A 15,512-nucleotide genomic window follows, 5' to 3' on the forward strand; every position below is an offset into this window, starting at 1 on the left:
GCCGCCCAGCACATCTAGCAGGGCGGATGCTATCGCGATCCGGCGAACTCTGGTGGGTGATTCGCCGAGATCACTGCCGCCCACCCGGTGGGGCCGCCGGCCGCGGGACCAATTGGCGATCGGTACCATCGGTTGACCCACAGCGCCCATGGTCAGGGGATCTTCGTGAGCGATACCGACAACGACAAAGACATCGAGAAGTTCGACCCGGGCCTGACCCGGCGCATGATCGGTGTGATGCGGCCGGTGGTGAAGACGTACTTCCGCTCCGAGGTCCACGGCTTGGACTCGTTTCCGCCGGGCGGGGCGCTGGTGGTGGGCAACCACTCCGGTGGCATGTTCCCGATGGACGTCCCGATCTTCAGCGTCGACTTCTACGACAAGTTCGGTTATGACCGGCCGGTCTACACGCTCAGCCACGACATCCTGTTCATGGGCGCGACCGGGTCGTTCTTTCGGCGCACCGGCTACATCCGGGCCAGCCGAGACAATGCGGCAAAGGCATTGTGCTCCGGCGGGGTGGTGATCGTGTTTCCCGGTGGCGACTACGACGCGTACCGGCCCACGCTTTCGGAAAACGTCATCGACTTCAACGGCCGCAAGGGGTACGTCAGCACCGCGATCGAAGCCGGTGTCCCCATCGTGCCCGCGGTGTCCATCGGCGGACAGGAAACCCAGCTCTACCTGTCCCGGGGCACCTGGCTCGCCGAACGGCTTGGGCTAAAGCGGTTGCTGCGCAGCGATATTCTGCCCCTCTCGTTCGGCTTCCCGTTCGGATTCAGCGCGGCTATCCCGCCCAACCTGCCGCTGCCGACCAAGATCGTCACCGAGGTGCTGGATCCGATCGACGTCATCGCCCAATTCGGCGAGGATCCCGACGTGGACCAGGTCGACCAACATGTTCGTTCGGTGATGCAGGAGGCTCTCACCAGGCTGGCCGCCACTCGTCGATTCCCGATTCTGGGCTGAGCCATGGCGCCTCGCATCGACCAGATCCTGGGTCTGATCACCGCGTTGGCGCGGTCCGGTCTGATCGCCCCGATGCGACCGGACCGGTACCTGAAGATCGCCGCCGCCATGCGTCGCGAGGGGATGGGATTCACTGCGGGATTCGCGGCAGCCGCCCAGCGCTGCCCAGATCGGCCGGGCCTGGTCGACGAGTTGGGCACGCTGACCTGGCGGCAGCTCGACGAGCGCAGCAACGCGCTGGCCGCAGCGCTGCAGGCACTGCCGGCCGGCTCGCCCAAGGTCGTCGGAATCATGTGCCGCAACCATCGCGGGTTCGTCGAAGCGCTGGTGGCGGCCAACCGGATCGGTGCCGACATTCTGCTGCTCAATACCGCATTCGCGGGTCCGGCGCTGGCCGATGTGGTGGCCCGCGAAGGCCTCGACACCGTCATCTACGACGAAGAATTCACCGCCACGGTCGACCGCGCATTTGATGGCCGGCCACAGGCCACTCGAATCGTCGCGTGGTCTGATGGACAGCACGACCTGACCGCCGAACAGCTCGTCAACGCCCACCTGGGTGACCAGCCCGAGCGCACCGGCCGCACCGGGCGGCTGATCCTGCTGACTTCAGGCACCACCGGAACGCCTAAGGGCGCCAAGCATTCTGGAGGTAGCGGCGGAATCGGCACCCTGAAAGCGATTCTGGACCGCACACCGTGGCGAGCCGAACAGCCCATCGTGATCGTGGCGCCGATGTTCCACGCCTGGGGCTTCTCACAGCTGGTACTGGCCGCATCACTGGCATGCACGATCGTCACCCGCCGCAAGTTCGACCCGGAAGCGACGCTGGACCTCATCGACCGCCATCGGGCGACCGGCCTGGTGGTGGTGCCGGTGATGTTCGACCGCATCATGGAACTGCCCACCAAGGTGCTCAACCGCTACAGCGGCCGCACATTGCGGTTTGCCGCGGCGTCCGGTTCCCGGATGCGCCCCGACGTCGTCGTCGCGTTCATGAACCGATTCGGCGACGTGATCTACAACAACTACAACGCGACCGAGGCCGGGATGATCGCCACCGCGACGCCGGCAGACCTGCGTGCCGCACCCGACACCGCGGGCCGCCCCGCCGAAGGAACCGAAATCCGGATCCTGGAACAGGAATTCAACGAAGTGCCGGAGGGCGAGGTCGGCAGCATCTTTGTCTGCAACGACAGCCAGTTCGACGGATACACATCGGGCACCACCAAGGATTTCCAGGCCGGCTTCATGTCGTCGGGCGACGTGGGCTACCTGGACCGCAACGGACGGCTGTTCGTGGTCGGGCGCGACGACGAAATGATCGTCTCCGGAGGAGAGAACGTCTACCCGATCGAGGTGGAAAAGACCCTTGCTACCCATCCCGAAGTCGCGGAGGCCGCGGTGATCGGCGTCGACGATGAACAGTACGGACAGCGGCTGGCCGCATTCGTGGTGCTCGAACCCGACGCTGATCTTGATGAGAATGCCGCCCCCGAAACCCTCAAACAACATGTGCGCGACAACCTGGCCAACTACAAGGTGCCCCGCGAAATCGCGGTTCTCGACGAGTTGCCCCGCGGTAGTACCGGCAAGATATTGCGTGCCGAACTGCAGGCAAAGGTCTGCGGCACATGAGGGGCGATCGACTGCGCAAGCTGGCCCGCCGGCCCCGGCCCCGGCCCCTGACCCGGGCGACGGCCGAACTCGTCAACGCCGCCAACGGATTACGGCCCATCAGCCGCAACCCCTATGCCGCCTTTTTCGTGTTCTGGCTTGGCTGGCCGACCTCGGAGGTGCCTGGTCTTTACCTGACCGCGTCAGTGGTGGACGCGCTGCGCCGCGGACGACGCGGTGATTTCGCCGGGCCGAAGGGCAAAGTCGCGTTGGCCCTTACCGCCGCGGCCTGGGCAACGCTGGGCGTGATCCGCTACCGCGGCATCACCACCCCCGGCCCGGTCCTCGAGGAGGGGTTGACCGAAGGACTGGGGGCTGACTACGCCCAGGAGTTGGCCACCCTGCCGACCGAGCCGACGCGGCGGGGACGACGCAACCTCCCCCTGCGCACGACCGTGGCACGCCGACTCTATGTGGAGAAGACCAACATCGTGGCCTACGGCCCACACCGCCGTGCCAACCTGGCCGACATCTGGCGGCGACGCGATCTGCCGCGCGACGGCAAGGCCCCGGTGCTGGTGCAGGTGCCCGGTGGCGCCTGGGTCCTCGGATGGCGCCGCCCCCAGGCGTATCCCCTGATGAGCAACCTGGTTTCGCGTGGCTGGGTCTGTGTGTCGCTGAACTATCGGGTCTCTCCCCTACACACCTGGCCGGCGCATATCGTCGACGTCAAGCGCGCGCTGGCCTGGGTGAAAGAAAACATCGCCGACTACGGCGGCGACCCGGACTTCGTGGCGATCAGCGGCGGGTCAGCGGGCGGCCACCTGTCCGCGCTGGCGGCTCTGACCCCCAACGAACCCAGGTTTCAACCCGGCTTCGAGGAAGCCGACACCTCTGTGGCGGCAGCGGTTCCCATCTATGGCCGCTACGACTGGTATTCGACCGAGGCCGAGGGGCGACCTGAATTCGTCGAATTGCTAGCGCGTTTCGTGGTGAAACGGAAATTCCGCGACCACCGCGAGGTCTTCGTCGATGCTTCGCCAATCCACCATGTACGGGCCGACGCACCACCGTTCTTCGTGCTACACGGCCAAGACGACTCCCTCATCCCGGTGGTCGAAGCTCGAGAGTTCGTCGAAGAATTACGGGCGGTGTCGAAGTCCCCGGTCGCCTACGCCGAATTGCCCAACGCCCAGCATGCCTTCGACATCTTCGGTTCCCCACGCGCGCATAAGGCTTCCGAAGCCGTGGCCCGGTTCCTGTCCTGGGTGTACGTCACCAACGGCCCGGGCCCACGCTAGCTAGAGACCAGCCGCGCGTTCGAGCTCGGCCAGCGCCGGTTCGATGAGGTCGGCCATCTCGTCGATGTCATTGGCTACCTCGGGTGTCGTCACGAACCCGAAGTCCAGATGCTCCTGATACGAGAAGCAGGTGATGTTCAACGCCACGTCCATCACCGGCGGCCCTAGCGGCACCAAGGAGTCCAGCCGCGCACCCGCCATATAGAGGGGGAATTGCGGGCCGGGGACGTTGGATACGACGAGGTTGATCGGGGCCAGGTTATGGGAAAGCCCGGTAGCGGTGTACGCGCGGGCGGCCAGATGGAGCAGACCTGGCGGGGTGGTCTCGGTAAGCCCCATGATCTGATGCGCCGAGAGCGCCTTGGCCATCTCTTTGGCGTTCTGGGTGCTCTCGTGAATGGCCTTGAGACGCTCGGCCGGATCATTGATGTGGGTCGCCAGCGACGCCGTCATCGAGCTGATCTGGTTGCCGACGTCCTCCTTGGTTTGATCGGTGCGGGTGGACACCGGGATCTGCGCGATGAGCGGCTTGGCAGGCAGCTCGTCGCGCTTCTTCAGGTATTCCCGCGCCGCCCCGGCCACCGTCGCCAGCACAACGTCGTTGAGTTTGACGCCGAAGGCATCCTTGACCGCCTTGGCTCTTGCCAGTTCAATGCGGCACCCACTGACCCGCCGGTGCGGCGACACATGTGCGTTGAACCGGGTCTTGGGTGCATCGAAGTAGCGGGGTGGCCTGGCGCTCACGCCCAGCGCCGCGATCTGCTGGCGCACGGTTTGCTCCACCAGCCGTGCGATGCGGAACGGGGTCATGATTCCCACGTTGATCAGGGCACCCACCGCGCGGCGCTCCAGCCTGGGGATCTGGAATCCGACGAATCCAACTGTTTCCTCTTGCGGCGGCCGAGGTTCGGGCGTGACATCCAGCAGGATCTCACCTAACCCGGCACCCGAGACACCGTCGACAATGGCGTGGTGCATCTTGGTCAGGGTGGCGATGCGCCCGCCTTCGACACCCTCGATGACCCAGAGTTCCCACAGCGGTCGAGAGCGATCAAGCTTGTAGGACATGAGCCGACCGACGAGTTCCTCGAGCTCGCGCCGGCCGCCCGGCGCGGGGACTCCGATTCGCCGCACGTGAAAGTCGACGTCCAGATCCTGGTCTTCGACGAACCAGGGCCGGTCCAGCCCCAGCGGGGCCCCGGTGACTCTCCAGCGCAGCTGTGGGATCTCCGGGAGCCGTTCGATGAGTAGTTCGCGCAACCGCTGAAAGCTGTAGTCGGGCGCATCGGTCGGATCGCAAATCGCCAGCGCACCAACATGCATGTGCCAGCCTGCGGTCTCCGCAGACCAGAACGCCGCATCAACACTCGAGAGCCGCCTCATTGGGCGACCATAACCTCCCGTGAGCTGCTAGGGCCAGCACTCCCAGAAATCTCACAACGCGCCGTCGTCGTGCGACGGACCCGCAAGCAGTGCTTGCGCGGACTACGCATCCTCGAGCAAGTCGGGCGTCACCGCCGATTCGGTGTCGGGAATTCCTTCCACCTTCGCCTTGCGATCGGCCATCGACAGCAGCCGCCGAATCCGACCCGCCACAGCATCTTTCGTCATCGGTGGATCGGCGAGGCGGCCCAGCTCCTCCAGCGACGCCTGGCGATGCTCGACACGCAGTTTGCCGGCCGAGGCCAGATGATCGGGCACCGTGTCACCGAGGATCTCCAGCGCTCGTTCCACCCTGGCGGCCGCCGCCACCGCCGCGCGCGCCGAGCGGCGCAGATTGGCATCATCGAAATTGGCCAGCCGGTTGGCCGTCGCGCGCACCTCGCGACGCATCCGGCGCTCTTCCCAGACCAGCCTGGTGTCCTGCGCCCCCATTCGGGTCAGCAGGGCACCGATCGCCTCGCCGTCGCGCACCACCACGCGATCGGCTCCGCGGACCTCACGGGCCTTGGCACCCACCCCGAGCCTGCGGGCGGCCCCCACCAGCGCCAGGGCAGCTTCCGGGCCCGGGCAGCTGACCTCGAGGGCCGACGAGCGCCCGGGTTCGGTCAGTGACCCATGCGCCAGAAAGGCGCCCCGCCACGCGGCTTCCGCGTCGCCGATACTGCCGCCGACCACCTGGGCCGGCAGGCCACGCACCGGACGGCCCCGCATGTCGAGCAGTCCGGTCTGACGCGCCAGCGCTTCGCCGTCGTTGGCGACCCGCAGCACGTACCGGGTGTTCTTGCGGATCCCGCTGGCCGACAGCACGTGCACCACCGCGCTGTAGCCATAGAGGTCGAAGATGTCTTTGCGCAGCCGCCGCGCGATGCTGCCCAGATCCACCTCGGCCTCGACGACGACGCGCCCAGCCACTATGTGCAGGCCCCCGGCGAATCTGAGCAGCGAAGTGACCTCAGCGCGCCGGGCGCTGACCGATTTGACTACTAGGCGACTCAGTTCGTCCTTGACTTCAGTCGTCATCGCCACGCGTCGTCACCCTTCGGTTTGTTGCCACCCGCCCCGGGCCCGCCGGTCTGTTGACGTCTGCCCTCGATCGGTATCTCCTGCGGACTCGTCACCGGAGGCGTCGTGAGGTCCCTGTCACGGACCCGCACTGCATCCAGGACGGCCGCTAGCTTGCCCGGGTCATGTAAAGGTGTACCAGGTCGGGCAACGTCGGCGAAGTGGACCTCGGCCTGAAGCATTGTTGCCGTGCGGCGAAGTTGCTCCTTCTCTCGATCGCTAGGCACCCGGTCCGCGTCGATGATTATGTCGTGGACCGTGAACCCCGGGGCATGTTGGGCCAGGACGTGCAGGTGACGCTCAACCGAGAAACCGGCCGTCTCCCCCGGCTCGGCCACCAGGTTGAGCACCAGCGCGCGACGCGCCGACGTGGCCTGCAACGCCGCGAACAGCCCCGGCACCAGCACATGCGGAATCACACTGGTAAACCACGACCCGGGACCTAAGACGATGAGATCGGCAGCCATGATGGCGTCGACGGCCTGGCGGGTCGCCGGTGGGTCGGCCGGCCGCAACCGCACCCGTCTCACCTTTCCCGGGGTGGTGGCCACCGCCACCTGGCCGCGGATCAGCCGGAACATCCGCGGATCAGACTCCAGCCCGGAAACGTCGGCTTCGATCTGCAGCGCAATCGGACACATCGGCAGCACCCGGCCCTTGACACCGAGGATGCGTCCGAGTTCGTCGAGCGCGGCTACCGGATCAGCCAGCACCTCGGACAGGCCGGCCAGCAACAGGTTGCCGATCGGATGCCCGGCCAGCGCGCCGCTGCCACCGAACCGGTGCTGCAGAATGGTCGCCCAAAGTCGGCCGTACGGACTGTCGGATGCCAAGGCCGCCAGCGCCATTCGCAAATCACCCGGCGGTATCACGTCGAGTTCGCTACGTAGCCGACCCGAGGATCCACCGTCGTCGGCAACGGTCACGATCGCGGTGACGTAGGGAGTGAGCCGACGAGCCGCCGACAGCGTCGCGTATAGCCCGTGTCCGCCACCCAAAGCAACGATGCTGTGGCTCGCCCGTGAATTCATTCGCGGCCCAGATCCCGGTGCAGTACCCGCACCGAAAGTCGCGAATTCGACCGCAGCAGCCCCACCAGTGCTTCGGCGATGGCGACGCTGCGATGCTTGCCACCGGTGCAGCCGATCGCGACCGTCATGTAGCGCTTGCCCTCCCGGCGATAGCCCTCCACGACCAGGGATAGCAGCTCATGGTAGGTCTGCAGAAACTCGGACGCGCCAGGCCGGCCCAGGACGTAGTCGCTGACCGCCTGGTGTTGGCCGGTCAGTGGCCGCAGCTCGTCGACCCAGTGCGGGTTGGGCAAAAACCGCACGTCCATGACCATGTCCGCGTCCATCGGCAGTCCGTACTTGAAGCCGAAGGACTCCACGGTGACGCTGGTGATCGCCGCGGCGTCGCCGCCGAAAGCTCGTTCGATGTTCTCCCGCAGCCCGCGCACCGAGAGCGTGGACGTGTCGATGATGAGGTCAGCGGTGGCGCGCACCGGCTCGAGCATCTTGCGCTCGGCGGCGATCCCCTCAGCAAGTGTGTGCCCGCCCTGCAGCGGGTGGCTACGGCGATTCTGTTCGTAGCGGCGCACCAACATGTCGTCGGACGCCTCCATGAACACCACTCGGGGGGTGATGTTGCGGGTGGCCAGTTCGTTGCGCACCGAATCCAGGTCGCCGGTGAAGCCCCGTGACCGAACGTCCATCACCACGGCGAGTTGGGTGATGCGCGATCCGGCCGCCAGCCCGAAATCCACCATTCGGGTGATCAGCTGCGGAGGCAGGTTATCCGCGACATACCAGCCCAGGTCCTCTAGTACCTTGGCCGCCGTGCCGCGGCCCGCCCCGGACAGCCCGGTCACCAGCACCACGTCGATACCGGCCGAGGCGTCGCCTTCTGGACCGGGCAGATTTCCGCCACCCGCAATATGGTTGGTCATTGGGCACCCCCCGGCTGGTCGGGACGCAACGCCTCGAGCACGGCAGTTGCCGTTGCTACGCCAATACCCGGTACCGCGGTGATCTGGTCGACGGTGGCCTCCTTGAGGCGGGCTATCGATCCGAAATGGGTGACGAGCGCCTTGCGACGGTGCTCTCCCAATCCGGGCACCGCATCCAGCGCCGACGCCGTCATCCGCTTGGATCGCTTGCTCCGATGGTAGGTGATGCCGAATCGGTGCGCCTCGTCGCGCACCCGCTGCAGCAAGTAAAGGCCCTCGCTGTTACGCGGCATGATGATCGGATCCGGCTCGGAGGGCACCCATACTTCTTCCAGCCGCTTGGCCAGGCCGATCACCGCGACGTCGACGATACCCAGCTCCTCGAGAACGGCGCTGGCGGCGTTGGCCTGCGGCGCACCGCCGTCAACGACATAGAGATTGGGCGGATAGGCGAATCGGCGAGATTTTCCTTCCGGGGAAAGCAGATTCGGATCGTTCTGTTCACTCAGGTGGCGCTGGAACCGGCGTCGAGTCACTTCGGCAATGGATGCGACGTCGTCGGAGCGGCCCTGCCCAGCCGCTTCCCGGATGGCGAAGTGGCGGTAGTCGGACTTGCGCGGTAGGCCGTCCTCAAAGACCACCAGCGAGGCGACCACATCGGTGCCCTGCACGTGGCTGATGTCGACGCACTCGATGCGCAACGGCGCATCGGCCATCCCGAGCGCCTCCTGAATATTCTGCAGTGCAGCAGATCTGGCGTTGAAGTCACCGGCCCGCTTCAGCTTGTGCTGCTGCAGCGCCTCTTTCGCATTTCGCTGCACGGTTTCGGCCAGCGCGCGCTTGTCTCCGCGGCGCGGCACGCGCAGCGTGACCCGCGAGCCGCGCAAGCCGGACAACCAGCTGGACAGTTGGTCGGCGTTGGAGGGCAGGCACGGCACCAGTACCTCGCGGGGAACCGGGTTGACCGACTCATCGGCGGCACCGCCCAACTCCGCCTGGTCGCCATAGAACTGAGCCAGAAATTGCTCCACCAACTGTTCCTCGACCGAAACATCTGGTGCACTGGGCTTTTCGACCACCCAGCCGCGCTGACCGCGGACCCGACCGCCGCGGACATGGAACACCTGCACCGCCGCCTCGAGTTCGTCGTCGGCAAATGCCACCACGTCCGCGTCGGTGCCGTCCCCCAGCACCACCGCTTGCTTTTCCATCGCGCGCTTCAATGCAGACCGGTCATCTCGCAGCCGTGCGGCGCGCTCGAAGTCGAGGTTCTCCGCAGCGGCGTTCATCTGCTGTTCCAGCTCGCGGGCGTATCGGTCGGTCTTACCGGAGAGAAAGTCGCAGAAATCATCGACAATCTGGCGATGCTGCTCTTTGCTGACCCTGCCGATACAGGGAGCCGAGCACTTGTCGATATAGCCGAGCAGGCATGGCCTGTCTATCTGCTTGTGCCGCTTGAACACTCCCATCGAGCAGGTGCGCGCCGGAAACACCCGGGTAAGCAGATCCACTGTCTCGCGGATCGCCCACGCGTGCGAGTAGGGCCCGAAATAGCGGACCCCTTTGCGCCGTGGACCGCGATAGACCATGAGCCGGGGAAAATCTTCGTTGAGCGTGACGGCCAGCACCGGATATGACTTGTCATCGCGGTAGCGAACGTTGAAGCGAGGATCGAATTCCTTGATCCAGTTGTACTCGAGCTGCAGCGCCTCGACTTCTGTGTTGACCACCGTCCACTCGACCTTTGCGGCGGTGGTCACCATCTGGCGGGTCCTCGGCTGCAAGTGCGCGATGTCGGCAAAATACGACGTCAGCCTGCTGCGCAGGCTCTTGGCCTTGCCGACATAGATGACTCGCCCATGCGGGTCCCGGAATCGGTACACCCCCGGCTCGACCGGGATGGACCCGGGCGCGGGGCGATACGTCGCGGGATCTGGCACGTACCCAGGCTAGTAGCCGCTAGAAGGGCGGCGGCTCGTCGGGACCGATTGTCGGCTCCGGGGTGTCGTACCGGTCGGCGTGGACGCCGCCGACGGCTTCCAGTGCCCTGCGATTGCATCGGCGCTCGGTGTCGATGCGATTCGCCCGGTTTTGTGCGCGGGTTCGGGCACGGGTCGGCATCCTCGCCGCTCGGCCAGCGCGGGGGCTGCCGGCCGTGCCCACGATTGGCGGTAGCTCCCCGGTCGGCACGCATAGGTTCCGAAACAGCAGCGCGCTACCCGGGGTGGTCACGTAGGTGTGCCCGTCGGGCAGCAGCCAGATCACCGTGCCGTCGGGTAGCTGCAGGTCGCGCCAGCCCCAGAACGTTTTCAGCAGATGGTGTTTGCGGCACAGGCACTTCAGGTTCGACGCGTGCGTGTGCCCGCCGTCACCGCATGCAACGGTATGGTCCAGATCACAGCAAACTGCCGGCTGGTCGCAGCCGGGTGCTCGACACGTCAGATCACGGCACCGCACGAATTCGGCGAGCCCCGCTGATGGCGCGTATCCGGACTCGGGGCGCCCTGACGGTCGCATCAGCGGCCGCAGTGTGGCGACCTTGGCCAGCTCGGCGATCAACGAGGCCGGGATCAGCCCTTCGGCGCCGAGCAACACAGCGGGCGTGTGACCGGTTCCGTCGACAGTCGATTGATCGGCAACGACGTGAATCACCACCTTGCTCGGAGCTGACCGCGCTGCGGCAGTGCAATCGGCGGACGTGCAGCCGCACGCCAACCGATCACTGCCCGCCACCAGCGCCCCCACCGCGTCGGCACGGCGCTGCTCACGGGTGCGCGGGTCGGCGGCGCACACCGTGTTCGCAAGCTCGTCGAGGCGCCGGTCAAAGGCTCGCCCCGCGGTCGCGAGCACGCTTCCGGCCAGCGCGGCCAAGCCCGAACCGTCGGCGATCACATCCACATCGACGAATCGACCGTCGGCCGCCTCGGCAACGCGGCGCACGGCATCGCGATCGACATCGGCCACCACTTGATCGATCGCAACGGACAGCCGACCTCGAGTTACCGCAGGACATCGCGCCAACAGCGCGGCGAGCTGTGCGTCCACCTTCGCCAGCACCTCGGCGTCGGTGATGAGGTCGGTGCGAAACACGATCGTCTGGAATGCCCGGTAATCGATATCTCCGGCGCGAAAGGCCTGCCCCACCTTCGGCAATCGGTTGCGCATCGCCATCGCATAACGCAAATAGCTCGAGCCTATCGCCACGCTGGTTCGCAATGCGGCAGCCACCTGCGCGGCGACCGCCTCCCAAGTATCCGTCGCCCATTCGGCACGGTCGCCGGACTCCCGGCACCGCAGCACGAACAATGCACCGACCACGTCCAGCCGTTCGGCCGCGGCCGCAGCCTCCCGGCGAGATGCCTCTCGCGCCCTCTCCAACAGCGCATTCGACTCCGCCGTCGGACGGGAGGCATACCAGTACTCGAACATACGTTCGACCCTAGCGGCCGATGGCGACACTTCCCCCGACTCGTGTCAGACCCGGTCGTCGAGCTGCGCCCGTCGGGTGACCGCCCACTCCGCCATCGGAAATCCGGAATTTTGGTCACACGCGGATATGACCAGAGCGGCCCGCGGCACCACCGCCAGTCCGTAGTCGCAGTTCCAATCCGAACGGCCCATGCTCCACACCAGCACACCCTCAGCCGGAGTGCCGAAGGACTTGAGCGTGATCGGCCCGAACTCCCCCGCCGGATACCCGGCAAATGCATCGCCATGGCATTGCGACACCGCGCGGAATCCGTTCTGCACCACGTCGTGAGGATTCAACGGGCTGTTGTAGACATCGACCGACTCGGCATACATCGCCGTAGCCTGCACTCGGTATGCGGACTCGGCGAAGTCCGCCGAGCCCGGTGGCCGTAGCGGCGAACCTTTGAACAACACCGCGGCCGTGCATTCGGGTGGCCGGGCGCTGGTGAAATAGGTTTCGCCCACCCGAGTCGAAGACGCCGGCCCCAGCGGCGTGTTGTCCCCATCCTGCAACAACAAGTCACGAGCCGAGATGTGGGCACGCGGCTGACCGGAGGCCCGAATCGCGCGACCGGCAACGGAATTGGTGCACGCGGCCATCGCCACCACCACGACGAGCAACACCACCGCCGCGCAGCTACGCCCAAGACGCGTCATCGGTAGATCGTAGCGCGGCTCAGCGGGTGGGCAGGTCCGGGCGATATTGGGTCAGCAGGGAGCGCACCGCGTCCATTGACGCCACCGCACGCTCCTTGTCCACGGCCTGAATCGCCATCACCGGGATGTACTCGTCATCGGGCAAGTCGATTCGCGCCCAGCGACTCCCCCCAGGAAACGACACACCGACCACGTCTTTCCAAGGAATCAGCTTATAGCCCAACAGATTACGCACCGAGATGCCCGCAGCACCGATCCTTAGCAGCGGTCGGGTGAACAGCAGCACAGCACCGGCGAGAATGAGCCCGAGGGCGCCCATCGCCACTTGATCACCGGTCTGAAATATCATCCCGCTCGAGCCCACCTTGAGGAACAATCCACCGGCTACATGCGCCGCCACGATCAGGATCGCCGCGGTGTACGCGACAACCGGTGTCCAGTAGGGACGCAAGACGACGTCCCACTCGGCGCGTTGTGCTTCGTCGGTCATGACTCAGCACGCAGCTCGCGCAGGGTCAACGCGGTGGTCAACGCCGCCGCGGTCGCCTGCGCGCCCTTGTCCTCATCTGAGGTTGGCAGGCCAGCCCGGTTGAGCGCCTGTTCCTCGGAGTTGGTGGTCAAAACCCCATTGGCCACCGGCGTGGAGGAGTCCAGCGAGACCCGGGTCAGACCCTGGGTCACCGCATCACAAACGTAGTCGAAATGCGGTGTCTCACCACGTATTACCACACCCAACGCGACCACAGCGTCGTGATTTCGAGTCAGTTCCTGTGCCACCACCGGAATTTCCATCGCCCCCAGGACGCGCACCACCGTCGGGTTGTCGATTCCGGAATCGGCAGCCGTGTTGCGCGCACCGGCGAGCAGGGCATCACAAATCTTGGTGTGCCAGGTGCTGGCGACGATAGCCAGCCGAACGCCGGAAGCGTCGAACGCCGGCACGTCCGGAATGCCGGCGCCACCGCTCACAAAGCACCACCGAATTCCCCTGGCAGGTGCACCGATTCGTGAAAGTCGTCTAATCCGGTCAAGTCATGTCCCATCCGGTCGCGCTTGGTCATCAGATAGCGAATGTTCTCCGCATTGGCCCGCACCGGCAACGGGACCCGCTCGATGATGTGCAAACCGTAACCGTCCAGCCCTACCCGCTTTGCCGGGTTGTTGGTCAGCAGCCGCATCGAACGGACCCCCAGATCAACCAGAATCTGGGCCCCGATCCCATAGTCGCGTGCATCAGCGGGCAGACCGAGCTTGAGGTTGGCGTCGACGGTGTCATCCCCGGCGTCCTGGAGTTGATAGGCCTGCAGCTTGTGCAACAACCCGATGCCGCGGCCCTCGTGTCCGCGCATGTACAGCACCACCCCACGCCCCTCCCTGGCGACCATGGCCATGGCCGCGTCGAGCTGGGACCCGCAGTCACAACGACGTGACCCGAAAACGTCGCCGGTCAGACACTCCGAGTGCACCCGCACCAATACGTCGTCGCCGTCGCTGCTCGGCCCGGCGATCTCGCCGCGCACCAGTGCAACGTGCTCGACGTCTTCATAGATGCTGGTGTATCCGATGGCGCGAAACTCCCCGTGCCGGGTCGGAATCCGGGCCTCGGCAACGCGCTCGATGTGTTTCTCGTGCTTACGCCGCCATTCGATCAGGTCGGCGATGGTAATCAGTGCCAGCCCGTGTTCGTCGGCGAAGACCCGCAGCTCGTCGGTCTGGGCCATCGACCCTTCATCTTTTTGGCTGACGATCTCACAGATCGCGCCCGCGGGCTGCAGGCCAGCCATCCTGGCCAGGTCCACCGCGGCCTCGGTATGGCCCGGGCGGCGTAACACCCCGCCGTCCTTGGCGCGCAACGGAACGACGTGACCGGGACGGGTGAAGTCTTCGGCCACACTCGCCGGATCCGCAAGCAGCCGCATCGTGGTCGCTCGGTCGGAAGCTGAAATACCAGTTCCCACGCCATTTTTCGCATCCACCGTAACGGTGTAGGCGGTACCGTGCTTGTCCTGGTTGACCGCGTACATTGGCAGCAGTCCCAGCCGGTCACACACCGCTCCATCCAGCGGGACGCACAGGTACCCAGAGGTGTAGCGCACCATGAACGCCACCAGCTCCGGTGTTGCCTTCTCAGCGGCGAAGATCAGGTCGCCCTCGTTCTCGCGGTCCTCGTCATCGATGACGATGACAGCCTTGCCCGCACCAATGTCGGCAACCGCTCGCTCGACGGAGTCCAACCTCGTCATCTTTGCTACCTTGCTGTCAGACCTACTCACACGAGATGTTTCACGTGCTGCAATCAGTATGGACTACCGCACCGCCACAGTTACTGTCTTGCGGCTTTGAGGTCCCTGCCCGCTGATTCTGACCGGTTTCCTACCGCGCTAGTGCGCCGGGTCGGCTGTCGGTCCGGATTGCATCAGTCGTTCGACATATTTGGCGATCACGTCCACCTCCAGGTTTACCTGCGTACCCACCGGCGCTTGTCCCAGCGTGGTGAGCTCTCGGGTGGTCGGAATCAGCGAAACCTCGAACCAGTCCCGAGGCTGCGCACCTAGATCGGAGACGGTCAGGGAAATGCCGTCGACGGTGATCGATCCCTTCTCCACGACATAGCGGGCCACCGTCGCTGGGACCTGAATGCGCACCACTTCCCAGTGCTCCGACGGGCTCCGGGCGATGATCTCGCCGGTCCCGTCGACATGGCCCTGGACGATGTGCCCACCGAGGCGGCTGTTGACGGCCGCGGCACGCTCCAAATTGACCTGGCTACCGACCTGTAGTTCCCCCAGGTTGGACCGGTTCAGCGTCTCGGCCATCACATCGGCGGTGAACTGGCCGTCGGCGAGCACCTCCACCACCGTCAGGCAGACACCGTTGACTGCGATCGAATCACCATGACCGGCGTCGGCGGTAACGATCGGGCCACGAATGGTCAAGCGTGCCGCATCGGTGAGGGTGCTCCGGTCGGTGATTTCGCCGAGTTCCTCGACTATTCCGGTGAACATTGCACCAGGCTAATTGGCCCTCGCGGGCCGCGACAAACG

The 15,512-nt window shown here is 65.6% G+C and carries 14 protein-coding genes; 3 read left to right on the plus strand and 11 right to left on the minus strand.

Features of this window, described 5'->3' with window-relative positions; genetic code table 11:
• The first annotated feature begins 225 nt into the window (after window positions 1–225).
• Genes MMSP_RS18260 through MMSP_RS18270 form a run of 3 tightly spaced genes read left to right on the plus strand, consistent with a single transcriptional unit; the run spans window position 226 to window position 3,887 of the window.
• Window positions 226–969 carry a lysophospholipid acyltransferase family protein gene (locus MMSP_RS18260; protein ID WP_232022875.1) on the plus strand — a complete coding sequence of 248 codons (744 nt, stop codon included), beginning with the start codon at window positions 226–228 and terminating at the stop codon, window positions 967–969.
• A gap of 3 nt (window positions 970–972) precedes the next feature.
• Window positions 973–2,607: an acyl-CoA ligase FadD12 gene (fadD12, locus tag MMSP_RS18265; protein WP_020787827.1), complete on the plus strand. Its 1,635-nt coding sequence runs from the start codon at window positions 973–975 to the stop codon at window positions 2,605–2,607.
• Window positions 2,604–3,887 (plus strand): alpha/beta hydrolase, encoded by a 1,284-nt coding sequence (locus tag MMSP_RS18270; RefSeq protein WP_012393993.1) that lies wholly within the window; start codon window positions 2,604–2,606, stop codon window positions 3,885–3,887. The genes fadD12 and MMSP_RS18270 overlap by 4 nt, the downstream gene beginning before the upstream one ends.
• Here MMSP_RS18270 and MMSP_RS18275 read toward each other — a convergent pair whose 3' ends face one another.
• From MMSP_RS18275 to MMSP_RS18325, 11 genes are all read right to left on the minus strand, one after another.
• Window positions 3,888–5,270 (minus strand): wax ester/triacylglycerol synthase family O-acyltransferase, encoded by a 1,383-nt coding sequence (locus tag MMSP_RS18275; protein ID WP_011739914.1) that lies wholly within the window; start codon window positions 5,268–5,270, stop codon window positions 3,888–3,890.
• 102 nt (window positions 5,271–5,372) lie between these two features.
• Window positions 5,373–6,350 (minus strand): DNA-binding protein WhiA, encoded by a 978-nt coding sequence (whiA, locus tag MMSP_RS18280; RefSeq protein ID WP_012393992.1) that lies wholly within the window; start codon window positions 6,348–6,350, stop codon window positions 5,373–5,375.
• Window positions 6,347–7,423, minus strand: coding sequence for a YvcK family protein (locus MMSP_RS18285; protein ID WP_020787828.1), 1,077 nt, complete (start codon window positions 7,421–7,423; stop codon window positions 6,347–6,349). The genes whiA and MMSP_RS18285 overlap by 4 nt, the downstream gene beginning before the upstream one ends.
• Window positions 7,420–8,340 carry an RNase adapter RapZ gene (gene rapZ, locus MMSP_RS18290; protein WP_020787829.1) on the minus strand — a complete coding sequence of 307 codons (921 nt, stop codon included), beginning with the start codon at window positions 8,338–8,340 and terminating at the stop codon, window positions 7,420–7,422. The genes MMSP_RS18285 and rapZ overlap by 4 nt, the downstream gene beginning before the upstream one ends.
• Complete coding sequence (uvrC, locus tag MMSP_RS18295; protein WP_036426703.1) at window positions 8,337–10,280, minus strand: excinuclease ABC subunit UvrC; 1,944 nt, start codon at window positions 10,278–10,280, stop codon at window positions 8,337–8,339. Before uvrC ends, rapZ begins: the two co-directional genes overlap by 4 nt.
• A gap of 19 nt (window positions 10,281–10,299) precedes the next feature.
• Window positions 10,300–11,769, minus strand: a complete 1,470-nt coding sequence (locus tag MMSP_RS18300) for an HNH endonuclease signature motif containing protein (RefSeq protein ID WP_020787831.1) — start codon at window positions 11,767–11,769, stop codon at window positions 10,300–10,302.
• Between the two features lie 45 nt (window positions 11,770–11,814).
• Window positions 11,815–12,468 (minus strand): sensor domain-containing protein, encoded by a 654-nt coding sequence (locus tag MMSP_RS18305; protein ID WP_015355802.1) that lies wholly within the window; start codon window positions 12,466–12,468, stop codon window positions 11,815–11,817.
• A 19-nt stretch (window positions 12,469–12,487) separates the two neighbouring features.
• Window positions 12,488–12,958: a PH domain-containing protein gene (locus MMSP_RS18310; RefSeq protein WP_020787832.1), complete on the minus strand. Its 471-nt coding sequence runs from the start codon at window positions 12,956–12,958 to the stop codon at window positions 12,488–12,490.
• Window positions 12,955–13,437, minus strand: a complete 483-nt coding sequence (gene ribH, locus MMSP_RS18315; RefSeq protein WP_020787833.1) for a 6,7-dimethyl-8-ribityllumazine synthase — start codon at window positions 13,435–13,437, stop codon at window positions 12,955–12,957. Before ribH ends, MMSP_RS18310 begins: the two co-directional genes overlap by 4 nt.
• Complete coding sequence (locus MMSP_RS18320; RefSeq protein ID WP_020787834.1) at window positions 13,434–14,711, minus strand: bifunctional 3,4-dihydroxy-2-butanone-4-phosphate synthase/GTP cyclohydrolase II; 1,278 nt, start codon at window positions 14,709–14,711, stop codon at window positions 13,434–13,436. Before MMSP_RS18320 ends, ribH begins: the two co-directional genes overlap by 4 nt.
• A gap of 138 nt (window positions 14,712–14,849) precedes the next feature.
• Window positions 14,850–15,473 carry a riboflavin synthase gene (locus MMSP_RS18325; RefSeq protein WP_011739904.1) on the minus strand — a complete coding sequence of 208 codons (624 nt, stop codon included), beginning with the start codon at window positions 15,471–15,473 and terminating at the stop codon, window positions 14,850–14,852.
• Window positions 15,474–15,512: the final 39 nt, after the last annotated feature.

Origin of the sequence: Mycobacterium sp. 012931 (assembly GCF_000419295.1) — a bacterium.
In the GTDB taxonomy this organism is placed as follows: domain Bacteria; phylum Actinomycetota; class Actinomycetes; order Mycobacteriales; family Mycobacteriaceae; genus Mycobacterium; species Mycobacterium marinum.